The organism is Vibrio sp. UCD-FRSSP16_30, from assembly GCF_001676025.1.
In the GTDB taxonomy this organism is placed as follows: Bacteria; Pseudomonadota; Gammaproteobacteria; order Enterobacterales; family Vibrionaceae; genus Vibrio.
Map to the genome: position 1 here is coordinate 84,318 of NZ_LZFW01000006.1, position 25,739 is coordinate 110,056.

The following is a 25,739-nucleotide window of genomic DNA, read 5'->3' on the forward strand; positions in this document are numbered from 1 at the left end:
CAATAAAGATGGATCTTAAAACAATCACATATCTGGTAGTAGGGGCGACATTCGTACTCTATATCGGGATTGCCATATGGGCGAGAGCAGGTACGACTAAGGAATTCTATGTCGCCGGCGGTGGTATTCACCCTATAGCAAACGGCATGGCTACAGCCGCAGACTGGATGTCGGCCGCTTCGTTTATTTCAATGGCAGGTCTTATCGCGTTTATGGGATACGGCGGTTCGGTATTCCTAATGGGTTGGACTGGCGGCTACGTTCTGTTAGCTCTACTGCTTGCTCCTTACCTGCGTAAATTTGGTAAGTTCACTGTTCCCGAGTTTGTTGGTGAACGATTTTACTCTAAAGCGGCCCGAGTGGTTGCTGTTGCCTGTCTTATCATCGCATCGGTCACTTATGTTATCGGTCAGATGAAAGGGGTTGGCGTTGCCTTTGGTCGCTTCCTTGAAGTGGACTACGCAACCGGACTTGGCATCGGTATGTGTATCGTGTTCATCTACGCCGTTATGGGTGGCATGAAAGGCATTACTTACACCCAGATTGCTCAATACTGCGTACTCATTCTTGCTTACACTATTCCAGCAGTATTTATCTCTCTACAACTAACCGGTCACGCTCTACCACAAATTGGTTTAGGCAGTACCATGACCGGAACCGATGTCTACTTGCTCGACCGGCTTGATCAGGTGGTGACCGAACTCGGCTTTACCGAATACACCACGCAAGTGCGGGGAGACACACTCAATATGTTTGTGTACACCATGTCACTAATGATCGGTACAGCAGGTCTACCCCATGTAATTATCCGCTTCTTTACTGTACCTAAGGTACGTGATGCTCGTACATCAGCAGGTTGGGCTTTAGTCTTCATTGCCATTCTTTATACAACTGCGCCAGCGGTTGCGGCAATGGCTCGTCTAAACTTAATGGAAACGGTAAACCTTCCATCAGGTCAAAACCTTGTGTATGACGAACGTCCTGATTGGTTTAGAAATTGGGAAAAAACAGGTCTATTAGGCTTTGAAGATAAAAACCAAGATGGTGCGATTCAATATACTTCTAGCGCAGAAACCAATGAGCTAAAAGTGGATAGAGACATCATGGTATTGGCAAACCCTGAGATTGCTAAACTGCCAAACTGGGTGATTGCATTGGTTGCAGCCGGTGGACTAGCAGCTGCTCTATCAACAGCGGCAGGCTTGTTACTTGCGATATCCTCGGCGATATCCCATGACCTGATAAAAGGGGTAATAAACCCCAATATATCTGAGAAAAACGAACTGCTCTCCAGTCGGATAGCAATGGCCGTAGCAATTGGGGTAGCGGGGTATCTGGGACTCAATCCACCGGGCTTTGCCGCCGGTACGGTAGCACTGGCGTTTGGACTGGCCGCCTCCTCCATCTTCCCGGCATTAATGATGGGTATATTCAGTAAATCCATCAACAAAGAAGGCGCGATTGCAGGGATGATCGCAGGTATCAGTATTACTTTGTTCTACGTATTCCAACACAAAGGCATCCTATTTGTTGCGGATTGGAAATACCTAGAAAGCTGGGGTAGTAACTGGTTCCTAGGCATCGAACCTAATGCCTTTGGTGCAATTGGCGCGGTATTTAACTTTGTTGTGGCATTTGCAGTATCGAGAGTAACTAAAGAAACACCACAAGAAGTAAAAGACCTTGTAGAGCACGTTCGAGTTCCAGCAGGAGCGGGAGCAGCTCAAGACCATTAATCGATTAGTTTAACCTAGTCCACAAAAGCCCCTACGGGGGCTTTTTTAATCAACGCAGTCGAGTATGGTAATAACAAGGGTGTTTAGGAAAACAACACCTTATGCCCATCACCCCACTATTTACATTGTCGCTAGGATGCAAAAATGTTCAAAAATAAACACTTTATCGTCGCTCTTCTGGTTGCGCCTATTTTAGCGGTCATCACTTACTTTGGTATTGATATCGCCGTGAGTGAAAAACCACACGCAGCCAAACATGGGGAAAGCTACAAACTGGCCAGTAAATCAAACTGTCGTTATACCAGTGGATTATGCGACTTTGAAAACGGCGAATTTAAGGTGCAATTTCGTTCTGAAAAGCTCACTGACAATACTCTAGATCTGACTCTTAGCTCAAAATTCCCTTTGCAAGGTATCAAGGTAGCACTCACTGGAAGTGAGCAAACGCAACAGCCGATTGCAATGACCTCAACAAACAAAGATATGCGTCACTGGGCAATTTCATTGCCAGTAACCAATATTAAAGACAAAAGTTTACGTGTCGCCATTCAAGCAGACGACACATATTACTATGGTGAAACAGACACTACCTTTGTGGTTTACGAGACACTCTTCACCGAAGAAAAATAGCTTTCAAATTTGTTAAGAAGGGTTCGAAGTTTTAATGGCTTAACAGGCTTAGGTAAAAACTCAAACCCTTCTTGCTGAACCTCTTCCATAATATCTGGGGTTCTATCTGCGCTGATAATAACCCCTTTAAACTCACAGCCAAGTACCTGACGAAAACGCTGCAGTACTTGCAAACCCGTTCTGCCATTTTCTAAGCGGTAATCAGAAAGAATCACATCTGGCTGCCAATGACTGTCAATTTGCAACAAGCTCTGCTCAAGATCGGTTGCCAATCGAATATCACAGCCCCAACGTCCAAGTAAGTTCTCCATTCCCTCTAAGATTGACACCTCATCATCAACACATAATATGCGTAGATGATTAAGAGGGCTTTTGGTTACCACAGGCTTAGAGGCAACGATAGGCGCATTCACTTTTTCAGTAAGAGGAACCGTGATACTAAAAACACTGCCTTTACCCGGCCATGAACGTAGCGCAATGTTGTGTCCAAGCAATTGGGCAATCCCTTTTGAAATTGCCAGCCCCAAGCCTAAGCCTTTATCTGAGCGTATCTGATGGGTACGAGTAAATTCCTCAAAGATGATTTGCTGTTTATTCTCTTCTACGCCAATGCCGTTATCCCATACTTGAATTGATAAGCTATCTCCTGCTCGCCGAGCGCCAAGAACAACTTTGCCTTGCGGGCTGTATCTAAATGCATTGGTAAGAAAGTTCTGAATAACGCGGCGCAGTAATTTAGGATCAGAATGAACAAACAACGAGGTGGGGATGGTTCTAAAATTAACGCCTTGCTCTTCGGCAATTACACCAAATTCAGCATCAAGGTTAGATAGCATCTCACTTAACGCAAATGGCTGTGCATTGGCCTCCAACTTGCCTGACTCTAAACGAGAAATATCCAACAGATCACTAATCAGCTCTTCCGCCGCCTCCATGGCACTTTCAATATGCCGAGCGACGCGCTGAGTTTCGTTATCTTTGGCTATTTCCGATAATGAAGAGGTAAATAATCGAGCCGCATTTAAGGGTTGCATCAAGTCATGACTGACAGCGGCAAGAAAGCGTGATTTTGATTGTGATTCCTGCTCTGAGCGCTGTGTGGCAATCGTTAACTGACGGTTTAACTGCTCTAATTCATAGGTTCGTTCTTGCACTCTTTCTTCAAGAGTGACATTGGCATCTTTTAGCGCCTGCTCAGCTTGGCGATAGACGGTAATATCGGTAAAACTCATTGCAAAACCGCCTCCGGGCATGGGGTTACCCTGCACTTCAATCTCTCGACCATCTAAACGCTGACGAGAAGAAGTATGGCTAGATCCTCTTTCTAAATGCTCGATGCGTCGCCTTACATGAACTTCCGGATCTCCCGGACCACAAAGCCCTTGCTCGGCATTATGTCGTATCACATCCGCGATGGGGCGACCCACTTGAATTAATCCGGCAGGAAATTCAAATAGCTCTAAATAACGCTGATTCCACGCCACCAATCTGAGCTGCTTATCAACCACCGCAATTCCTTGCTCAATATGCTCGATAGCACCTTGCAATAAGCTTCGGCTAAAGTCATACAGCTCGGAAGCTTCATCGACTATGGTCGCCACTTCTTCAAGCTGCATGTTTTTACCCTGCAAAGCAGAAGTAAGCACTAACTTTGCAGATGAAGCACCAAACACTCCGGCCAAGACACGCTCGGTATGACGGATTAATGTTGAAGGCGCATATTGATTTGGCATCAATACCGTATCTTGCTGACTCCAGAATTGATTAAAGGCATTGCGGACTCGTTGCCGACCCACAAACTTAGACGCAACCAACTCCAATTCCGCGACGGTAACACGGCTTTGATAGAGGCTAATATTATCCGAGTCAGGTTGCGGCGATCCAACAAAGGAAGCCGATTGTAAGCGCTCACTAATGTTTGAGCGACTTAATATAGAGACTGCTACATAACAAACACTATTGGCGCTAATGCTCAGTAGCATTCCCCAATCAGAGTTTTTAATATCAAGATGAGCCAAAAATTCTGGCGGCGAGATAATCCAAAGCAGAACATTACTTTGTTCATCCCCTGCCAAAATTCCCGTCTGACTCATCAAAGTCACTAACCACAATACAAAACCAACCACTAAACCGACATACACACCATTGCGATTGCCATGACGCCAATACATCCCACCCAGTAATGCGGGAGCAAACTGAGTGACAGCCGCAAACGAAAGAAAGCCAATAGCCGATAAACTGCCAATACTGTCCAGCACTTGATAAAAGAACCACGCGCCAACAAGTAAGATGACGATAAGCACTCGGCGAATAACCAATAATCGTCCAGAGAAATGCCTAAAATTATGCTGAGAGAGTTTCATTCGGCGAAGAAGTAACGGCATCACTAAATCATTAGAGACCATAATCGCCAACGCGATAGTTGAGACAATGACCATGCCACTTGCCGCCGATACCCCACCAATAAAGGCCAGTAATGCGACACTATCAGCTCCTAATGCTAGAGGTAGACTAATCACATATCCGTCTGCGGGGCTATTGGGTAATAAGCTTGAACCTAGCCATGCGATAGGTAAAACAAACAGGCCCATTAACACTAGATAACCGGGAAATACTCGGCGAGCGGTATGTAAATCTTGAGCGCGTTCGTTTTCAACCACCATGGTATGAAACTGCCTAGGTAAGCAGAAAATAGCCATCATAGTGAGCAGAGTATGAATTAATAAAGTAGGAATATTAGGAGCCGAATAGTTTTGTTTAGCGACCTGCCAAAGCTCGACATCGCCTCGTTGCAGTACCGTCACCACCACAAATAAACCCACAAACAAAAATGCCACCAGCTTAACGATAGACTCAAACGCTATCGCCATCATCATGCCCCGGTGGTGCTCAGTATTATCAATATGGCGTGTACCAAACAGTACGGTAAAAGTGGCAAGGGCGACCACCATCAGCCAAGACACAAGATAAGATTGGCCGCGACTTTCCCCTAATATTTCTGGGGCAGCTAACTCAATTCCCATCATAATGCCGCGCATCTGCAAAGCGATATAAGGCAAAATACCCACCACAGAGATGAGCGTAACAAAGACAGCTAGACCTTGAGATTTACCATAACGAGCGGCAATAAAATCGGCAATGGAGTTAATGTGTTCTCGCTTTGCCACCAAAATCATTCGAGCTAACACTCGCCAGAAAAAGACAAATACGATGATAGGAGCAAGGTAAACGGGCAGGAATGCCCAAGGGTTATTAGCGGCTTGGCCTACGGTACCAAAAAAGGTCCATGAGGTGCAGTAAACGGCAATCGAAAGGCTGTAAACCCAAGGTCGCCAACTGGCTAACCATTGAGGGCGTTTATCTCCGTACCATGCAATTAAAAATAGCAGTACCAAATAAAGCAGTGATGCAGGGACAACAACCCATCCTGGCATAAATAATCCTTAACCTGTCTTACATCAATCGTAATAAGTAACTGTTCAGCCTAAATAGTTACTATGATCGATATTAGCAATTCCATTGCGACCAAATTAAATATGCCTATCAAAAGATAGGCATATCGTTAATGGTATAAGACTAGTCAAGATTCACTTTATAGTTCAATTGGTTAGCTTATTTTTGTGGCTCAATTCCCACTTCTTCAGTATTACCTTTCGCTGGGTCTAATTTTATGAACATCGACAGTAATCCCATGCCTGCCATTGCCCAAAATACATTCGCTCCCCACAACTCATATCCCCAGCCACTAAGTGCCGTCATCGCTGCCATCACCATCCCTAAAGGAATCGCGTTATACAGAGCCTGTAATGCCACCATTTTATGTGATTCTGCATTTTGGATATAACGAATGGCGGCAATATGCGCCAAAGCAAAAGTAATACCATGTAATAATTGAATAAGCACTAAAGCAAACAGCATGGTGGTGGATGCCGTTAAGCCCCAGCGAACCATGACCCCAACAGAGGCGACTAAGAATAACGAACGTAATGTCCACTGACCAAACCAACGCTGGCTAAAGGCAAAAATACATACCTCAGCAACAACGCCCAAGCTCCATAAATACCCAATAATATCTGCGGTATAACCTGCTTCTTTCCAGTAAATAGTGCTAAAACCGTAATAAGCAGCGTGACTACCTTGAATCAAGGCAATCAATGCCATGAACTTAATGACCGGCCATTCACGCAATAGGCTGCTCAGTTTAGGTCTGCTAGTAACAGCATTACCTTGCGTCACCGGCATAGGGTTTGGATTACGCATAGAGGCAATAATAGAGAAAGCAATGCCCGCCAAAGCGGTATACACAATCCAATCAATGCCAAAGTGAGCCACAAGGAAGCCCACCACAGTTGAACCGGCAATAAAGGCAATAGAACCCCACAGACGAGTACGACCATAGTCGAGCATTTTTAGGCGAGCATAGTGATTGGCCATTGCATCCGATAACGGAACAATTGGCCCACAACACAGGTTAAATAGGATTGTTGCAGCAGCCATTAACCAAAAACTTCCCCCAGTAAAAAAGTGGAAAGCAATGAACGCTAACGAGCCCAGATTTAAAATACGCAGTGTAGGAAGCAAATGCTCTACTTTATGTATTCTCGGTGTAATGACTAAATTTGCGACACAACGAGTAGCAAATGCCACACCAAGCAATAATCCAATATCTGATGCTGAAACACCCTGCCCTTTAAACCATAGAGCCCAAAATGGCAGATAAACGCCATAAGCAAAAAAGAACCCCATAAAGTACTGAGAAAGCCATGCAAATGGCGACGGTTTCAACATTGAGCAATCCTAAAATAAAGCTAATTCTGGCGGCAATTATGAAGTGAACCTTGTGGAATAAAAAGGGATAACTGTTATTTCACCTTTTCCTTATTAGACCAAAGTCGTCTGGAGCTTATTTGTAAATTTGTCAAACTAAGCAATGTCGAGGTTTGTCGCGAAAGGATTAAGTCTTCATGCCTGAAAAATTTAATACTCAGCATCCACCGTTTGATCGCTTAACGACTCGTGAAATAGAGCAGTTAAAAGCATCATTAGATATTGCCTATTTTCGCTCTGGTGACACTTTGCTAGAGAGTGGACAAACAAGCACTCACCTGTTTGTTTTAATCAAAGGGGCCGTCGAAGAAAAACACCAACAAGAAGTGTTTGCCCATTATGGTCACGATGATCTATTTGATATCCGCTCTCTATTTGAAGGCAAGGTTCGCCACCAATATATCGCCTTAGAAGATGTGCTGTGCTATTTGCTTCCTAGTGAAGTCTTTTTGGAATTGTTTAATAAGAACCAATCTTTTGCTGACTACTTTGATAGCCGGCTCTCTAAGCGACAGCAGCTAATTAAAGAAGCCAAAAAACAACAAAACTTAGCGGAGTTTATTCTGACTAAAGTGGATGAGTCTATCTATCACCCTCCCCTAATTCTCACCCCTGATACCTCCATTAAAGAAGCAACGGTATTACTCAACAAAGACGATATTGACGCCGCCTTAGTCAAGCTTTCTGCTGATGATCCTCGACGACAAAATAGCCCCTTAGTCTCACCTTACGCAATTGTCACCAGAACCAATTTATTACACTCGCTAGTGTTGCAAGAAATGAGCATGCACACCCCAGTGACCGACATATCTACATTTCCTGTATTTGAGGTACATGAAGGCGATTTTGTATTTAACGCCATGCTGACCATGACTCGTAATAAAATGAAAAGAGTGATGGTAGTGAACGATAAACAAGCCGTTGGCATGCTCGATCTCACTCAGATATTAAGTGCCTTCTCTTCACACTCTCATGTTCTTAGCTTAAGCATTGCCAGAGCTAAAAACATCGAGGAACTGGCTCAAGCTTCCCAACGTCAGCATGATTTTGTAAAAAGCTTATTAATCAACGGAATACGAACTCGATTTATCATGGAGCTAATTTCCGTACTCAATGAACAAATTATAGAAAAAGCCTTCAATATAATTATTCCTCAACATATGCAGCAGCACTGTTGTCTGCTTGTCTTAGGCTCTGAAGGACGTGCTGAGCAGGTTTTAAAAACCGATCAAGATAATGCGCTGATTATAGAAGATGGAATTGAATGGCCAGAATGCCAGTCAAATATGGATCAGTTTAGCGAAACCTTATTGCAACTTGGTTATCCTCTTTGTCCCGGTAAAGTCATGGTCAACAATCCACTCTGGGTTGCTAGCCAAAGTCAGTGGCAAAAGAAAGTCACGCAATGGATTGAAGTCAGTAACGCCGATTCTGTTATGCAATTGGCTATATTTTCCGATGCACTGCCCGTAGCAGGTAATAAACAGTTGTTAGAGCCTATTTTTGACTCTCTACACAGCACGCTTGCAGGTCGTATGCTAACCCTATCTGATTTTGTCAGACCCGCTCTACAATTCTCCGTCCCCCTCACTTTATTTGGCAACGTCAAAAGTAAAAAAGAGGGTTTGGATATCAAGCAAGGGGGTATATTTTCTATCGTACACGGTATTCGAGCATTAGCTTTAGAGCACGATATTCGCCAGCGAAATACCTTTGACCGAATAGAAGCATTACATAAATTGGGTTGCCTAGAAGACGATACTGCTGACAATCTCACAGAATCACTGAAACTGTTCTTTAAACTGCGTTTAGCTCAGCAACTTGCCCACCAAAATGATTCTAACGGCTTATATTCCAACAGATTGGATTTAAATACCCTAGATAGAACCGAGCGAGATTTGCTTAGACACAGCTTACATGTCGTCAAAAAATTTAAGCAGTTCCTTAGTTTTCATTATCAGATTAGGGACTAACCATGAACTGCCTATTTAAGTATTACTGGCATCGAAAGCTAAAAGGCTCTCCCTTTCAAACCCTGTTCACACACAATGACAGCAATGAATATGTGTCTATTGATTGTGAAACCACCAGCTTAGAACCGACAAGAGCCGAGCTTGTCACCATAGCCGCCACCAAGATCATAGATAATCGAATCCTGACCAGTGACCCTTTTCACGTTAAGTTAAAAGCGCCTAAATCTTTAGATGAACACTCTATTAAGGTGCATCAAATTCGCCATCAAGACTTGGGGGATGGTTTAGATGAAAAAGAAGCATTACTGCAACTTCTGGATTTTATTGGTAATAGAACAATTGTGGGTTATCACATTCGCTATGATAAAAAAATTCTCGATAGAGCATTTAAAAAACACTTCGGCTTTCCTTTGCCCAATAGCATTATTGAAGTGAGCACTATCTATCAGCAAAAATTAGAGAAACACCTGCAAAACGCCTACTTCGACTTAAGTCTTGAGGCCATTTGCCGTCACTTAGATTTACCGATCCGCGATCACCACAATGCATTACAAGATGCGATTACCGCAGCTCTGGTCTTTGTTCGCCTAACCAAAGGGGATTTACCGAGCTTGAGCATGCCACACATCAAGTAACATTTAACCTCTCAGTTATCAAAATAAGCCTTTAATTTAACAGCAATAGTTGTCATCTCATCCTAAAGTCTAATTGTGAAAATGATGCAGGTAATAGAGAGTTAGTTAAAACGCCAAATGGAACGTCAGTTAGCGAGCGACTGCCACACATTACAATGGCAGAGTTCACAAGGAGAGAAGCAATGAGTGAAGCCCACATTTATCCAGTTAAAAATAATATTACATCTGTCACCCATGCAGACAATGACACCTACTTAAGCATGTATAAGCAGTCTGTTGAGAACCCTGATGGTTTTTGGGCAGAGCATGGCAAAATCGTCGACTGGATTAAACCCTTCACTAAGGTCAAGGAAACCTCATTTGATTCCGGCCATGTTGGCATCAAATGGTTTGAAGATGGAACATTAAATGTCTCAGCCAACTGTATTGATCGTCACCTAGCAAAGCGCGGTGATGAAGTGGCCATTATTTGGGAAGGCGACGATCCCGCCGATGATAAAACCCTTACCTTTAATGAACTGCACAAAGAAGTCTGCTTATTTTCTAATGCCCTAAAAGCGCAAGGAGTTAAAAAAGGCGACGTTGTTTGTCTTTATATGCCAATGGTGCCCGAAGCGGCTGTGGCAATGCTAGCTTGTACTCGAATTGGCGCAGTGCACACAGTGGTCTTTGGCGGTTTCTCCCCAGAAGCACTCGCAGGACGCATTGATGATTCCGATTCAACTATTGTTATCACCGCCGATGAAGGCGTTCGTGGTGGTCGTGCTGTTCCCCTTAAAAAGAATGTCGACCAAGCGCTCAGTAATCCATGTGTGACCTCCATCCGTAAAGTCATCGTATTCCAACGTACTGGCGCTGATGTGGAGTGGAATAATGAAATGGATATTTGGTGGCATGATGCTATTGCAGATGTTGATGCACACTGCCCGCCCGAAGAAATGAACGCCGAAGATCCTCTGTTTATCCTTTACACCTCTGGCTCAACCGGTAAACCAAAAGGGGTATTGCACACTACTGGCGGTTACCTTGTTTACGCCACCATGACCTTTAAATACGTGTTTGATTATCAGCCCGATGACGTATTTTGGTGTACAGCCGATGTCGGTTGGATAACTGGTCACTCGTATTTAATTTATGGCCCTCTGGCAAACGGCGCTAAAACTATTTTATTTGAAGGGGTACCTAACTACCCAAATACCAGTCGCATGAGCGAAGTGGTAGATAAACACCACGTGACGCTTCTTTATACTGCGCCGACTGCCATTCGAGCACTAATGGCAAAAGGTGATGAAGCGATTGAAGGTACAAAACGAGATAGCCTGCGCATTATGGGCTCGGTAGGTGAACCGATAAACCCAGAAGCATGGGAGTGGTATTACAACACCATAGGTAATGCGCAATCTCCAATTGTCGATACTTGGTGGCAGACAGAGACCGGCGGCATCTTGATTACCCCACTACCCGGTGCAACCGCTCTTAAACCAGGTTCCGCTACCCGTCCATTCTTTGGCGTACAACCGGCTTTGGTTGATAATATGGGTAATATCATTGAAGGCGAGGCCTCGGGTAACTTGGTTATTGTTGATTCTTGGCCGGGTCAAATGCGCACTGTTTATGGCGATCATGATCGCTTTGAACAAACTTACTTCTCTACATTCCAAGGTATGTACTTTACCGGAGATGGCGCAAGACGAGATGAAGATGGCTATTACTGGATCACCGGCCGTGTTGATGACGTATTAAATATATCAGGACACAGGATGGGCACCGCAGAGCTTGAGTCGGCATTAGTCGCTCATAACAAAATTGCCGAAGCGGCTATCGTAGGTGTGCCTCATGATATTAAAGGTCAGGCAATTTATGCTTATATTACGCTCAACGCTGGTGAATACCCTGATGCGGACTTACATAAGGAGGTCAAAGATTGGGTAAGAAAAGAAATTGGCCCCATTGCCGTACCTGATACTTTGCATTGGACTGACTCTCTGCCTAAAACTCGATCAGGAAAAATCATGCGCCGAATTTTGAGAAAAATTGCCACTGGTGATACTAGCAATCTTGGTGATACCTCAACATTGGCCGACCCAAGTGTGGTTGAAAAGCTGATTTATGAAAAAGGTGAACTGGTATAACCAGCATACCTAAAACAATAAGCCGTCACAGTGTGGCGGCTATAAACTTAATATCCAGCAAACATTAAGATCCTTAGAATCAATAACTTATATAATTACTAATACTTAACAACCTTTTCATTCCACTTCAGAACAACAACAAGTTTCTCAATCTGCCTCTCCTGTGATTAGACCAGTAAATTGCTGTTAATTTCGCTGAATTAGCTATAATCAGACGCTAATTTGCTTTTTTACACAATTCTGACTGGAAATTCACAAGAATTCGTAAAATAATTATAAGCAACTGTGAATAACTCACAATAATGGAAGATAGCGACAAGATGACAACAAAATCACGTGTTCTACTCCTAAATGGTCCAAACTTAAACCTGCTCGGTAAACGAGAACCTGAAGTGTACGGTTACGCCACACTTGATGACATAGTTGAAGACCTAAAAAAACAAGCCATGCAAAACGGTATAGAGCTCACTCATATCCAGTCCAATCGTGAATATGAGCTAATAGAGGCTATCCACAATGCTATGGGAGAGATTGATTTTATCATCATCAACCCTGCCGCTTTCACTCATACCAGTGTTGCATTAAGAGATGCATTGCTTGGCGTGAGCATTCCATTTATTGAAGTTCACCTATCTAACGTACATGCCAGAGAGCCATTTCGTCATCATTCCTACCTATCTGATAAAGCAGTTGGGGTGATTTGCGGGCTAGGCGCTCAAGGCTACAATTTCGCACTGTCTGCAGCTAAGCATCATCTGCAGACAAAATAAATCTAAGCCAACTCGATAACCTCGAGCGGCCAACACAGACAAGAGAAAAATCATGGATATTCGCAAAATAAAGAAGCTAATCGAACTAGTTGAAGAGTCGGGAATTGCAGAACTTGAGATTTCTGAAGGTGAAGAATCAGTACGTATTAGCCGTCACGGCAATGCGCCTGTAGCACCATTCCAATATGCAGCGCCTGCTCCTGTAGCCGCTCCTGCACCGGTAGCCGCTCCAGTAGCTGCGCCAGTAGTAGAAGCAGCAGCACCTGTTGAAACAGGTCATAAAGTTCTTTCACCTATGGTTGGTACTTTCTACCGCGCTCCTGGTCCAGACACTAAATCTTTTGTCGAAGTAGGCCAAACGGTATCTGAAGGTGACACTATTTGTATTGTTGAAGCTATGAAAATGATGAACCAGATCGAAGCTGATAAATCAGGTGTCGTGACTGCGATTCTTGTTGACGATGGTGCTCCGATAGAATTTGACCAAGCACTGATCGTTATCGAATAATTGAGGTCCACACTATGCTAGACAAATTAGTCATCGCGAACCGAGGCGAAATTGCGCTTCGTATTCTTCGCGCATGTAAAGAGCTAGGTATCAAAACCGTAGCCGTTCACTCAACAGCTGACCGTGATCTTAAACACGTACTTCTTGCTGATGAGTCAATCTGTATCGGTCCTGCTCGAGGCATTGACAGCTACCTAAACATTCCTCGCATTATTTCAGCGGCGGAAGTATCAGGCGCTGTTGCTATTCACCCAGGTTACGGTTTCTTATCTGAGAATGCTGACTTTGCTGAACAAGTAGAAAAATCAGGCTTCATTTTCGTTGGTCCAAAAGCTGAAACTATCCGCATCATGGGTGATAAAGTTGCAGCTATCAACGCAATGAAAAAAGCTGGTGTTCCTTGTGTTCCAGGTTCTGACGGCCCTCTTGATGACAACGCATCAACAAACAAATCTCATGCTAAACGCATCGGTTACCCAGTGATCATCAAAGCCTCTGGTGGCGGCGGTGGTCGTGGTATGCGCGTTGTACGTGCTGAAGCAGATCTAATTGAAGCAATTGCTATGACTCGTGCAGAAGCAAAAGCGGCCTTCAACAACGACGTTGTTTACATGGAGAAATACCTTGAAAACCCTCGTCACGTTGAAGTTCAGATTATTGCTGATGGCCAAGGTGGCGCAATTCACCTAGGTGAGCGTGACTGCTCTATGCAACGTCGTCACCAAAAAGTAGTTGAAGAAGCTCCAGCACCGGGTATCACTGATGATATGCGTAAGTATATCGGTGAGCGTTGTACGCGTGCTTGTGTTGAAATCAACTACCGCGGCGCAGGTACTTTTGAGTTCCTATACGAAAACGGCGAGTTCTACTTCATTGAAATGAACACCCGTATTCAGGTAGAGCACCCAGTAACAGAAATGGTTACCGGCGTTGACCTAATCAAAGAGCAGCTTCGTGTTGCAGCAGGTCAACCTCTATCATTTACTCAAGATGATATCAAACTGCGCGGCCACTCTATCGAATGTCGTATCAACGCAGAAGATCCTGAACGTTTCCTACCATGCCCTGGTAAAATTGAGCGCTTCCATGCTCCAGGCGGTATGGGTGTTCGTTGGGAATCTCACATCTACTCAGGTTACACAGTGCCACCTCATTACGATTCAATGATTGGTAAACTGATCACCTTTGGTGAGAACCGTGACGTTGCGATTGCACGCATGAAAAATGCATTAAGCGAAATGATTATTGAGGGCATCAAAACAAACGTGCCATTACAACTTGAAATCATGAATGACGAGAATTTCCAACACGGTGGTGCAAACATCCACTACCTAGAGAAGAAACTCGGTCTTCAATAATACCAAGCTAATTTGGTAATACGCTTTAACGCGCAATTATAAGGGTCACAGCCAAGCTATTGGCTGTGACCCTTTTTCTTTCCATAGATGAAGTTGGTTAAAATTACTGCTAAAATCCACGCCAATCATCAAAACTCAGAGTGAACTCCATGCCTTGGATTCAAATCAAACTTAATGCTACTGACAAAAACGCTGAACAAATCAGTGATATGTTAGTGGAACAAACCGCAGCCCTTTCCGTTACTTTCTTGGACGCTAAAGATACGCCTATATTCGAGCCACTGCCCGGTGAAACTCGCTTATGGGGTGATATTGATATTCTTGCGTTATACGATGCAGAAGCCGATACACAATGGATTATCAGCCAGATAAAGGCGAGCAATCTTCTTGAAGATGGATTTGCACATAAAATTGAGCAGCTTGAAGATAAAGACTGGGAACGTGAGTGGATGGATAACTTCCACCCAATGAAGTTTGGTGAGCGTCTATGGGTTTGCCCTAGCTGGCGTGATGTTCCAGATCCAGATGCAGTTAATGTCATGCTTGACCCAGGCCTAGCCTTTGGCACAGGCACGCACCCAACAACATCACTTTGTTTAGAGTGGCTTGAAGGATTAGATCTTAAAGACAAAACAGTGGTCGATTTTGGTTGTGGTTCCGGCATCCTTGCGATCGCCGCGATCAAACTTGGCGCTAAAAAAGTTATCGGGATCGACATCGATCCACAGGCGATCGTCGCTTCAACCGATAATGCTGGGCGTAATGGTGTAAAAGATCAGTTAGAACTATTCTTGCCTCAAGACCAACCAGAAGGGCTGATTGCCGATGTCGTGGTCGCTAATATCTTAGCTGGACCATTGCGTGATCTCTCTGGTGTTATCAAGTCTCTAGTAAAAGAAAACGGCGAACTAGCCATGTCTGGTGTTCTCGATACACAAGCAGAAGACGTAGCAAACTATTACCGTGATCAGTTTGATATAAACCCAATTGCAGAGATGCAAGAGTGGTGTCGCGTCTCTGGAAAAAAGCACTCTAGTTGAGTCACATCAAAATTTGAGCAAAAAACATTCAATTTAACGAATATTTTTTGAAATGCTCAAATATTAGGCTTTTCACGCGACCAAAAAATGCGTAAAATGCGCGCCCTTGCTGTTAATAATGTGACCATGATTTGAAAATCGGTAAATACCAACTTAAGAATAATTTGATTGTAGCACCTATGGCGGGAGTTACAGATAGACCGTTTCGAGAGTTGTGTCTACGGTATGGTGCTGGTATGGCTGTCAGTGAAATGATGCTTGCCAACCCTAAAACATGGAATACGTCAAAATCACTGCAACGAAGAGTACATGAAGCCGAATCGGGCATTCGCTCAGTACAGATTGCAGGATCAGATCCACAATTAATGGCAGCAGCGGCACAATTTAATGTTGAAAGCGGTGCGCAAATCATCGATATCAATATGGGTTGTCCAGCTAAAAAAGTGAACAAAAAACTAGCCGGTTCAGCACTACTAAAGCATCCAGAGCTTGTTCAACAAATTCTGAAAGCGGTGGTAGATGCGGTTGATGTCCCTGTGACACTAAAAACCAGAACCGGTTGGGACATAGAACATAAGAACTGTGTCGAAATCGCTAAAATGGCCGAAGACTGCGGCATACAAGCCCTCGCCTTACATGGTAGGACGCGTACTTGTATGTACAAGGGAGAGGCAGAATATGAAAGCATCAGAGCAGTTAAGCAAGCTATTTCAATACCTGTTATCGCCAATGGCGATATAGATAGCCCAGAAAAAGCAAAGCATGTACTGGAATTTACCGGTGCAGACGCCTTGATGATTGGTCGTCCCGCCCAGGGTCGTCCGTGGATTTTTCAAGAAATCCAACACTATTTAGAACACGGCACCACGATGTCTGAGCCTCCTATACAGGAAGTAAAAGATATCATGCTTGGTCACGTTCATGAGCTTCACCTATTTTATGGTGAGTTCTTAGGTCCGCGCATTGCACGAAAGCATGTGGGTTGGTACTTAAAAGAGCATGAACAAGCGCGTGAGTTTCGCCGTATCTTTAATGCTATCGAAGTTGCTCAAGAGCAATTAGACGCATTAGAAGAGTATTTCAATTCCTATCGCAGATAGGGATATGGTTGCATTATAATTACGAGAAGAGCTAGACTGAATATGTTCGAACAAAACCTGACTTCTGAAGCACTAACAGTTACTACTGTAACTGCCCAAGACCAAATCGCGCAAAAACCACTTCGCGACTCAGTAAAAGTTTCAGTAAAAAACTACCTTGCACAATTAAACGGTCAGGATGTAGACGACCTTTATGAGTTAGTACTAGCTGAGGTTGAACAACCACTACTAGACATGATCATGCAATACACTCGCGGCAACCAAACTCGCGCTGCATCTATGATGGGTATCAACCGTGGTACACTTCGTAAGAAACTTAAAAAATACGGCATGAATTAATAGAAATTATTCAAGCTTATGAATTTAAAAGGTTTATCATTTTTTGATAAACCTTTTTTTTGATCTTAACCAAACAAAAATGATCTTCCAATATTTCATTTTTATAGTTATTGATTTTGCATAAGCAGAAAGCATGCACAGCTGTTCAACCATAATAAACACTAAAAATGATCACCAAGCATTTCATAAATATAGTTATTGAGCTTACCCTACCAAAATAGCTGTACACCTATTTTAGGGGATGGTTACATCATGATCGATGATGCTTTGCTGTTCTCTATCATTCAAAAACCAAGACATAAAAAAGACCTACTGAAATCAGCAGGCCTTAATCCATATCTATGATGGTAATAGCGAGTTAACGACTCAACAGTGCCGTAGCTTTACTAGCGTAATGACGAAGCATAAGAAGCGCTAACACTATCGCAGATGAAATACTTAACCAATGAGGCAATACTTCGTGCTCTCCCGCGCTTAGTGACTGAACAGAGAATCCATAAGTTGAGACTAAGTAGTCTGTTGCAAGGCCAAATACGATTGCAGTACCTACTACCCCAACCAGATAAGCAAATAAAGAACGCATACCTAGCTCTTTACCAACAACACCTAAAGTCGCGACATTCGTTGCCGGGCCTGCCAGCATAAATACTAATACAGCTCCTGGGCTAATCCCTGACATAAGCAGTCCTGCGGCAATGGGTGTAGAAGCAGTGGCACAAATGTACATAGGAACACTAATTGCCACCATGAGCAGCATGCTCCAAATCGTCCCACCCCACTGAGCAAGAAAATCAGTTTCTATGTACGTTTGCACTAAAGCGGCAAAGATCAAACCAATGATCAACCAAGTACTAATGTCCCTTACTAAATCTGTCGCAGCAAAACTGACACCTGACTTAAATTTTTGCACAGCCGATTTATTAGAAACTGTCGATGCAGAAGAACAACCGCCAGATTTTTTTGAGCTTAGATTTGATGAACTCGATTTTGATGAGCTAGAACAACAAGATGATTTAACCGGCTCGGAAACAACTGGAGCTGCAACAGTGGTACTGGGTGATTGGCTTTTAGAAGAACAGCATGATGTTTGTTTTTTAGTTGAGCAGCATGAAGAAGCAGCTGATTCTAATTGAGCTTTAGATTGTTCATCTTCTTTACCCACTAATAAGCCAGCAACGATAGCACTGGTAATGGCGGCAATCGGTCTGATTATCGCCATAAAAGGTCCAAGTAATGCGTATGAGACCGAAACTGAATCTATGCCGGTCTCAGGTGTAGCAACTAAAAACGAGGTGGTTGCACTTTTTGAAGCGCCACTGCGACGTAAGCCGAGCGCCGCTGGTATCACACCGCAAGAACAAAGAGGTAAAGGCGCGCCAATAAAAGCCGCTTTGATTGTAGTTTTGGCCCCTTTACCGCCTAAATGTTTTGCTAATAGATCGGTTGGTACCCACTCTTTTAATAGTCCTGCGACCATTAGTCCTAATAACATCCAAAAGCCTGACTCTATAAACAAGTCGACAAAGTTACCTATAAAATTCACTTCGCTTCCTCTCTAACATCACAATCAGCACTGTCTAATGCTTCTAAAATAGAGCAGTGAGTCGCTGGTTCATCGCCACCACAACAAGAAGCACTTAACTTAGTTAATGAGCTTTGAAATACCTGCAATTCACGTATTTTTTCTTCAACTTGAGCCAATTTAATATCAACGATTTCCTTGGCTTCATGGCAACTATAATCGTCTCGTGCAATTTGGATTGATAATAAATCTTCAATCTCAGTTAGTGTAAAACCCACCTTTTTTGCACGAATAATAAAACCAAGTTTATCCACATCTTTATCGGTGTATACTCGATAACCACCTGCACTGCGCGAGGTAGCTTTTAGTAATCCGTGCTTTTCATAGAAGCGTAAGGTGTCTGGCTTTAAGTTAAACTGCTTTGCCAACTCTCCAATTCTATACATTTTAATACTCATAAATTGACTATCACTACCCTAAGTATAAACCTTAGATGTAACTCCAAGGTCAAGCTTCTATGTAAATAAAAACAGTTAATAAAAACAGCCATTATGTTTAAGTTGTATTTTCTTCACTTTGCACTCCAATGACCCTCAAATGAGAGTTTTTTACAATAAAATGCAAATGCCAAACGATTGCGCGAGCTTTTTAGTAAATTATTCGCTAGAATACGCGCCATTAGAATTGATGAAATTTTGCACGCGAAAGGTTTTTGTCAAAGTAGTTTAATAGTCTTAGTTCAGACTCTATTTTAATAAACATCTTTTCATCCAACTTGATTCCAAAATCAGCAGATGTTGTGAGGATGCGCCATACCATCAAGGTAATGATTCGGGGCTTCTTCTTCACTCTGCGATAGCGGATAATTTTAAGTACTTGAGGAATATGGAAGCATGAGTATCGCTCGCCCAATTCGCCGCGCTCTTATCAGCGTATCTGATAAAACTGGCATCGTAGAGTTTGCTAAAGCACTCGCTGAACGCAATGTTGAACTTCTTTCTACTGGTGGCACAGCTCGCCTACTTGCAGAGCAAGGTCTAGCTGTGACTGAAGTGTCTGACTACACTGGCTTCCCAGAAATGATGGACGGCCGTGTTAAGACTCTTCACCCTAAAGTACACGGTGGTGTACTGGGTCGTCGTGGTCAAGATGATGACATCATGGCAAAACACGACATCAAGCCTATCGATATGGTTGTTGTTAACCTATATCCATTTGCTGAAACAGTAGCAAAAGAAGGTTGTACTCTTGCTGACGCAGTTGAGAACATCGACATCGGTGGTCCAACAATGGTTCGCTCTGCTGCGAAAAACCACAAAGATGTGGCTATCGTAGTGAATGCACACGACTACAGCCGTGTTATTACAGAAATGGATAGCAACGAGAAATCTCTAACACTAGACACTCGTTTTGACCTAGCCATTGCTGCATTTGAGCACACCGCGTCTTATGATGGCATGATTGCTAACTACTTCGGTACTATGGTTCCTTCTTACGGCGACAATAAAGAAGGCGACCAAGAGTCTAAATTCCCTCGCACTTTCAACCAACAGTTCGAGAAAAAACAAGACATGCGCTACGGTGAAAACAGCCACCAAGCAGCGGCATTCTATGTTGAAGCGAATCCAGAAGAAGCGTCTGTATCAACAGCACGTCAAATCCAAGGTAAAGCACTTTCTTATAACAACATTGCTGATACAGATTCAGCACTTGAGTGTGTTAAAGAATTTGATGAACCAGCATGTGTCATCGTTAAGCACGCAAACCCATGTGGTGTTGCACTAGGTAAAGACATCCTAGAAGCTTACAACCGTGCATACCAAACCGATCCAACTTCAGCCTTTGGTGGCATCATTGCATTCAACCAAGAGCTTGATGCAGCAACGGCTACAGCAATCACTGAGCGTCAATTTGTTGAAGTGATTATTGCACCTTCTGTATCAAAAGAAGCTGCAGAAATCGTAGCTGCTAAGAAGAATCTTCGTCTTCTTGAGTGTGGCGAATGGACAAGCAAAACAACTGGCTTTGACGTGAAACGCGTTAACGGTGGTCTGCTAGTTCAAGACCGCGACCAAGGCATGGTATCTCAAGATGACCTTACGGTTGTTTCTGAGCGTCAACCAACAGCAGAAGAGCTAAAAGATGCATTGTTCTGCTGGAAAGTAGCGAAGTACGTTAAATCTAACGCTATCGTTTACTCTAAAGGCGACATGACTATCGGCGTAGGTGCTGGCCAAATGAGCCGCGTTTACTCTGCGAAAATTGCAGGTATTAAAGCCGCTGACGAAGGTCTACAAGTTGAAGGTTGCGTAATGGCATCGGATGCTTTCTTCCCATTCCGCGATGGCATTGATGCAGCAGCAGATGCTGGTATCAAATGCGTTATCCAACCTGGCGGCTCTATGCGTGACCAAGAAGTTATCGATGCAGCTAACGAGTACGGCATGGCGATGATCTTTACTGGTATGCGTCACTTCCGTCACTAATATTTCGACACCTTTAGCACTGCCGTGATAATCATATTGTCACGGCAGTGCTTAGTTATTGAGATACCGCTTTAATTTCTTTCAAGAGTGTCTTTTCAAGCAGCAAAGACAGCAATTTTTGAGTTAAGGATAATATATGAACGTTCTTATTATTGGTGCTGGCGGTCGTGAGCACGCACTAGGCTGGAAAGCCGCGCAAAACCCTAATGTTGAGACGATATTCATTGCACCTGGTAATGCAGGTACTGCTATCGAGCCAAAACTACAAAACGTAAACATTGGCGTTGAAGATATCGATGCATTGGTTGCTTTCGCTAAAGAAAAGAACATCGAACTGACTATCGTAGGCCCTGAAGCGCCTCTAGTTATCGGTGTTGTTGATGCATTCCGTGAAGCTGGCCTACCTATCTTTGGTCCAACTCAAGCGGCAGCACAACTTGAAGGTTCTAAAGCTTTCACTAAAGATTTCCTAGCTCGTCATGATATTCCAACTGGTTACTACTCAAACTTCACTGAAATTGAGCCTGCACTGGCTTACGTTCGTGAACAAGGTGCACCGATTGTTGTTAAAGCTGACGGTCTAGCCGCAGGTAAAGGCGTTATCGTTGCGATGACACTGGAAGAAGCCGAAGACGCAATCAAAGACATGCTTGCGGGTAATGCCTTTGGTGAAGCCGGTAGCCGCGTAGTTATCGAAGAGTTCCTAGAAGGCGAAGAAGCAAGCTTCATCGTTATGGTAGACGGCTCTAGCGTGCTGCCTATGGCAACCAGTCAAGATCACAAACGTGTTGGCGACAAAGATACTGGCCCTAACACTGGCGGCATGGGTGCATACTCTCCAGCTCCTGTTGTGACTCCAGAAATTCATAACCGTATTCTTGAGGAAGTTATCTACCCAACAGTACGTGGTATGGATGCAGAAGGCGCACCTTACACTGGTTTCCTATATGCAGGTCTTATGATTGCAGCTGACGGAACACCTAAAGTTATCGAATATAACTGCCGCTTTGGTGACCCTGAAACGCAACCTATTATGATGCGTATGGAGTCTGACCTTGTTGAACTTTGCCTAATGGCAATCGACGAGAAACTAGACCAAGCAGAATCTAAATGGGATCCACGCGCTTCTATCGGTGTGGTTCTTGCAGCCGGTGGTTACCCAGCAGACTATGCCAAAGGCGATGTAATTTCTTTGCCTACAAGCGAAGTTGAAGGTCAAAAGATCTTCCACGCAGGTACTGCAAACAACGAATCTGGCGATGTAGTGACTAACGGTGGCCGTGTACTTTGTGCAACCGCACTAGGCAACACTGTTTCTGAAGCTCAAGAGCAAGCATACGCCCTAGCAAAACAAGTCAGCTGGAACGGTATGTTCCACCGCAACGACATTGGCTACCGCGCCATTGCTCGTGAGCAACAAAAGTAATTAATACTGACGATTACTAATGCAAAAGAGCCACTTAAAATGAAGTGGCTCTTTTCTTTTTAAGTCTTTATTTTCTAGCTTCATCTTTAAGAGAAAGCGAAAAGATTAGCTTACTCAACAGGCCTTTCAATACACTCAGCACCACCGTGCTGTAGGATCAGTAATTTATCGACCATCACGCTTTTGGCTTTGTATTCTCCAACAAAAGCGGCAAAGTTTTCTTCGTCTCTTAAACGCTCAACCACCACTGGTGGTAATTGATGTTTAAATTTAATGTCTTTAAACACTTTGCCTTCACAGGTCATAAAGACCCCTTCTTTCCAATAGCCCTGAATTAACTCCAGACCTTTTTTTTCTTGAGCCTGATTCATAGCCAAAAGATCATTGGCTTGCTGTTTGATTTCAGCAATGCGGTTTTTATTCATTGGTCGAACTTTGCCATCTAAGCGCAAGCGCTGGTACACAGCTTCACCTTGGCCACTAAAACGCAAAGTCACTTGATAAGGAAGCGTCTCTCCTGAGGCTGAAAGTCTTTCACCAGTGCGCGTCATTTCACGAAGGACATCATTATCCCAAGAGTAATGGCTGCGATACCAAGTATTATTTTTAAACGCGACATGATCTGAGCTTGATTCTGGTGAATTTGCACGTTCAGTCAACCAGTAGAGAGAAGTTTTTGTATCATCAATATTACCGCCTGAATGTTCGACAGGGGTGGCTGATTGACGCAGCGGAGCCGTTGCAGAGGAACAACCCGTTAGGGTTAATATAACTAAAGCAGAACTAATGAGATATTTCATAAAAATACGCCGAGCGATGACACTCGGCGTATTTTACATTAATTAACTGAATCTTTCAGCGCTTTACCAGCAGTAAATGCAGGAACATTTGCTGCTGCAATTTGAATCTCTTCGCCAGTCTTAGGGTTACGACCAGTACGTGCATTACGATGAGATACTTTAAATGTACCAAAACCAATTAGTTGAACTTGGTCGCCCTCTTTTAGAGCATCTGTTACGCCTTCAAGAGTAGCTTCAAGAGCTGCTTTTGCTTGAGCTTTTGATAGATCTGCTTTTTCTGCAATTGCATCGATTAATTGGGTCTTGTTCATTGGGGTTTCCCTTCTAAAGTTTTTGAGAACAAAGCCACTCTAAATCATAAAGGCTCTGTCTGGCAAAGGGTTGCAAGCGATCTTTCGGTTTAAGTGAACATTTTTTAGCTCATTCTGTAGTTCAACTCACAAATTCACCACTGCTATCATGCTCGACGCTTGTATTTCCAACACTTTGAACCTACTTAACAAACTATCTATTGCTGATTATGCCTGTCATAATCAGCTTGTTTTATACACAATTTACTAAGGTACTATGTTACTTCTAACGATCTATATTTCCGTCGCCATTGGCATCTCATTCATTTGTTCAGTATTAGAAGCTGTGCTTTTGAGCATCTCTCCTAGCTACATTGCTCAGCTAAGACAGCAAGGACACCCGGCGGCGAATAAGCTTGGTAAACTTAAGTCTGATATTGACCGCCCACTGGCGTCAATTTTAACACTCAATACGATTGCTCATACGATTGGCGCAGCCAGCGCGGGCGCACAAGCCTCTGTCGTATTTGGTAGTGAGTGGTTAGGTGTCTTTTCGGCTGTATTGACCTTAGGCATACTTATTTTATCGGAAATTGTACCTAAAACTATTGGCGCAACTTACTGGCGACAACTTGCTCCTGCAACCGCAACAACTCTTAATTGGATGGTATGGGGTTTGCGCCCTTTTGTCTGGTTCTCAGAGCAAATTACTAAACGCCTATCCCGTGGCAACATGGAACCAAAATTACGCGATGAGATTTCGGCAATGGCAATTTTAGCCAAAGAGTCGGATGAGTTTGGCGAAGATGAAACAAGACTACTAAACAATTTGTTGAATCTACCTAATGTGCCAGTGACCAAAGTTATGACACCTCGCCCGGTAGTTTTTCGTGTAAATGCCGCACTCTCTATCAACGAGTTTTTAACCACTCATCACGATACCCCCTTCTCTCGACCTTTAGTTTACGTTGAGCAAAAGGATAATATTTGTGGGTTTGTACACCGCTTAGAATTATTTAAGCTGCAACAGCAAGGCCGTGGCAATGAACTGCTTGGTAATGTGATGCGTCCGATTCATGTGTTCTTAAATAACAGCGCTCTGCCAAAAGTTTTTACCAATATGCTGGCGCAAAGACGACATATTACCTTGGTGGTAGATGAGTACGGTACAGTGCAAGGCATTGTGACACTGGAAGATATTTTTGAATTTTTACTCGGCTTAGAAATTATTGATGAAGCAGACAAAAACCAAGATATGCAGCAGTTAGCTCACGACCGCTGGGATAAATGGACCAAACAGCATGGCGTTATTATCAATACTGATGAAGAACCAGACGAAAATAAAGATAATAAGAAAGCCACGGATTCATCAACTGTAAATCCATTAGATAAATAATACCAATCACAGTAAGTAAATGATCAGAAATAGCGCAGGAAAAACACTTGAGAACAAGGCGAATATTTTTGATAAGTAGTTATTCTACAATCAAAAATTTCAACGCGGTTATCAAGTGTTTTAACCAGCTAGGCTGAGGCTGTAACAGATTCTGTGTAACTGACATTTAGTTTATGTGCTTCTCGACACGGTCTTCGAACTCGATGATAAATCGACTCATCGCCTGACGCCAGTTTTGAATGGGCATCGTCCATTTTTTACTAGCATCTTTAATCGCTAAATAAACCATCTTAGTTGCAGCTTCATCATTTGGGAAGATTTTACGCTTCTTCAAAGCCTTACGTATCACGCTGTTGAGTGATTCAATCGCATTGGTTGTGTAAATGGCTTTTCGAATATCTTGCGGGTAGTTAAATAGCGTATTCAAGTTTTGCCAGTGATTACGCCAAGACTTGGTTATTTGAGGGTACTGGGCATCCCAGGTTTCACCGAACCGCTCTAATTCAAGTAACGCTTCGTCTTCTGTTGCCGAACGGTATACTCGTTTCAAATCAGCCGTGACCGCTTTGTAGTCTTTCCAAGAGACGTATTTCAGAGAATTGCGTACCATGTGAACGATGCATAGCTGAATGTGTGTTTCAGGGAACACGGTATTGATGGCATCAGGAAAACCTTTGAGGCCATCCACGCAAGCTATAAGTATATCCTCAACGCCACGTTGGTTAAGCTCTGTCAAAACATTGAGCCAGAACTTTGCGCCTTCATTTTCTG

Annotated in this window: 21 protein-coding genes; 14 read left to right on the forward strand and 7 right to left on the reverse strand. The window is 43.4% G+C overall.

What is annotated here, in order from left to right; translation table 11 throughout:
* Nucleotides 1–8: 8 nt before the first annotated feature.
* Entirely contained in the window at nt 9–1,736 is a 1,728-nt protein-coding gene (locus A9260_RS05140; protein ID WP_068696854.1) for a sodium:solute symporter family protein, read from the forward strand.
* Between the two features lie 144 nt (nt 1,737–1,880).
* Nucleotides 1,881–2,366, forward strand: a complete 486-nt coding sequence (locus A9260_RS05145) for a hypothetical protein (protein ID WP_068696856.1) — start codon at nt 1,881–1,883, stop codon at nt 2,364–2,366.
* Here the strand turns inward: A9260_RS05145 and A9260_RS05150 are convergent.
* On the reverse strand, nt 2,336–5,800 hold the full coding sequence (locus tag A9260_RS05150; protein WP_068696857.1) for a hybrid sensor histidine kinase/response regulator: 3,465 nt from the start codon (nt 5,798–5,800) through the stop codon (nt 2,336–2,338). The genes A9260_RS05145 and A9260_RS05150 overlap by 31 nt on opposite strands.
* 178 nt (nt 5,801–5,978) lie before the next feature.
* Nucleotides 5,979–7,154, reverse strand: a complete 1,176-nt coding sequence (locus A9260_RS05155) for a 3-phenylpropionate MFS transporter (protein ID WP_068696858.1) — start codon at nt 7,152–7,154, stop codon at nt 5,979–5,981.
* 176 nt (nt 7,155–7,330) lie between these two features.
* Here A9260_RS05155 and A9260_RS05160 point away from each other — a divergent pair, with 176 nt between their 5' ends.
* From A9260_RS05160 to fis, 9 genes are all read left to right on the forward strand, one after another.
* A complete protein-coding gene (locus A9260_RS05160; protein ID WP_068696859.1) occupies nt 7,331–9,166 on the forward strand; it encodes a DUF294 nucleotidyltransferase-like domain-containing protein in 1,836 nt (611 codons plus the stop codon).
* Nucleotides 9,167–9,168: 2 nt separating this feature from the next.
* Complete coding sequence (locus tag A9260_RS05165) at nt 9,169–9,801, forward strand: 3'-5' exonuclease (protein ID WP_068696860.1); 633 nt, start codon at nt 9,169–9,171, stop codon at nt 9,799–9,801.
* Between the two features lie 182 nt (nt 9,802–9,983).
* Nucleotides 9,984–11,933, forward strand: coding sequence for an acetate--CoA ligase (acs, locus tag A9260_RS05170; protein ID WP_068696862.1), 1,950 nt, complete (start codon nt 9,984–9,986; stop codon nt 11,931–11,933).
* Between the two features lie 320 nt (nt 11,934–12,253).
* Entirely contained in the window at nt 12,254–12,703 is a 450-nt protein-coding gene (gene aroQ, locus A9260_RS05175; protein ID WP_068696863.1) for a type II 3-dehydroquinate dehydratase, read from the forward strand.
* Nucleotides 12,704–12,755: 52 nt separating this feature from the next.
* A complete protein-coding gene (gene accB / locus A9260_RS05180) occupies nt 12,756–13,211 on the forward strand; it encodes an acetyl-CoA carboxylase biotin carboxyl carrier protein (RefSeq protein ID WP_068696865.1) in 456 nt (151 codons plus the stop codon).
* Between the two features lie 14 nt (nt 13,212–13,225).
* Nucleotides 13,226–14,569 carry an acetyl-CoA carboxylase biotin carboxylase subunit gene (gene accC, locus A9260_RS05185; RefSeq protein WP_068696866.1) on the forward strand — a complete coding sequence of 448 codons (1,344 nt, stop codon included), beginning with the start codon at nt 13,226–13,228 and terminating at the stop codon, nt 14,567–14,569.
* 149 nt (nt 14,570–14,718) lie between these two features.
* On the forward strand, nt 14,719–15,609 hold the full coding sequence (prmA, locus tag A9260_RS05190) for a 50S ribosomal protein L11 methyltransferase (RefSeq protein ID WP_068696868.1): 891 nt from the start codon (nt 14,719–14,721) through the stop codon (nt 15,607–15,609).
* A 131-nt stretch (nt 15,610–15,740) separates the two neighbouring features.
* Entirely contained in the window at nt 15,741–16,709 is a 969-nt protein-coding gene (gene dusB / locus A9260_RS05195; RefSeq protein ID WP_068696870.1) for a tRNA dihydrouridine synthase DusB, read from the forward strand.
* A 42-nt stretch (nt 16,710–16,751) separates the two neighbouring features.
* Nucleotides 16,752–17,048, forward strand: a complete 297-nt coding sequence (gene fis / locus A9260_RS05200) for a DNA-binding transcriptional regulator Fis (protein ID WP_017027299.1) — start codon at nt 16,752–16,754, stop codon at nt 17,046–17,048.
* A gap of 358 nt (nt 17,049–17,406) precedes the next feature.
* Here fis and A9260_RS05205 read toward each other — a convergent pair whose 3' ends face one another.
* Both A9260_RS05205 and zntR read right to left on the reverse strand, forming a co-directional pair.
* Nucleotides 17,407–18,591 carry an SO_0444 family Cu/Zn efflux transporter gene (locus tag A9260_RS05205; protein ID WP_068696872.1) on the reverse strand — a complete coding sequence of 395 codons (1,185 nt, stop codon included), beginning with the start codon at nt 18,589–18,591 and terminating at the stop codon, nt 17,407–17,409.
* The gene (zntR, locus tag A9260_RS05210; protein WP_068696874.1) at nt 18,588–19,016 is read right to left on the reverse strand and encodes a Zn(2+)-responsive transcriptional regulator; all 429 of its coding nucleotides are present in this window, start codon (nt 19,014–19,016) and stop codon (nt 18,588–18,590) included. The genes A9260_RS05205 and zntR overlap by 4 nt, the downstream gene beginning before the upstream one ends.
* Nucleotides 19,017–19,463: 447 nt before the next feature.
* Here zntR and purH point away from each other — a divergent pair, with 447 nt between their 5' ends.
* Nucleotides 19,464–21,056 carry a bifunctional phosphoribosylaminoimidazolecarboxamide formyltransferase/IMP cyclohydrolase gene (gene purH, locus A9260_RS05215; RefSeq protein ID WP_068696875.1) on the forward strand — a complete coding sequence of 531 codons (1,593 nt, stop codon included), beginning with the start codon at nt 19,464–19,466 and terminating at the stop codon, nt 21,054–21,056.
* A 136-nt stretch (nt 21,057–21,192) separates the two neighbouring features.
* The gene (purD, locus tag A9260_RS05220; protein ID WP_068696876.1) at nt 21,193–22,482 is read left to right on the forward strand and encodes a phosphoribosylamine--glycine ligase; all 1,290 of its coding nucleotides are present in this window, start codon (nt 21,193–21,195) and stop codon (nt 22,480–22,482) included.
* A 110-nt stretch (nt 22,483–22,592) separates the two neighbouring features.
* Here the strand turns inward: purD and A9260_RS05225 are convergent, their stop codons facing one another.
* Nucleotides 22,593–23,282, reverse strand: a complete 690-nt coding sequence (locus tag A9260_RS05225; RefSeq protein ID WP_068696877.1) for a DUF1481 domain-containing protein — start codon at nt 23,280–23,282, stop codon at nt 22,593–22,595.
* 38 nt (nt 23,283–23,320) lie between these two features.
* Nucleotides 23,321–23,593 carry an HU family DNA-binding protein gene (locus tag A9260_RS05230; RefSeq protein ID WP_017027289.1) on the reverse strand — a complete coding sequence of 91 codons (273 nt, stop codon included), beginning with the start codon at nt 23,591–23,593 and terminating at the stop codon, nt 23,321–23,323.
* 256 nt (nt 23,594–23,849) lie between these two features.
* Here A9260_RS05230 and A9260_RS05235 point away from each other — a divergent pair, with 256 nt between their 5' ends.
* A complete protein-coding gene (locus A9260_RS05235) occupies nt 23,850–24,968 on the forward strand; it encodes a CNNM domain-containing protein (RefSeq protein ID WP_068696879.1) in 1,119 nt (372 codons plus the stop codon).
* Nucleotides 24,969–25,134: 166 nt separating this feature from the next.
* On the opposite strand, the gene A9260_RS05240 is transcribed toward A9260_RS05235, so the two are convergent.
* The coding region (locus A9260_RS05240; protein WP_156684003.1) for an IS256 family transposase at nt 25,135–25,739 on the reverse strand (605 nt) is incomplete at its 5' end.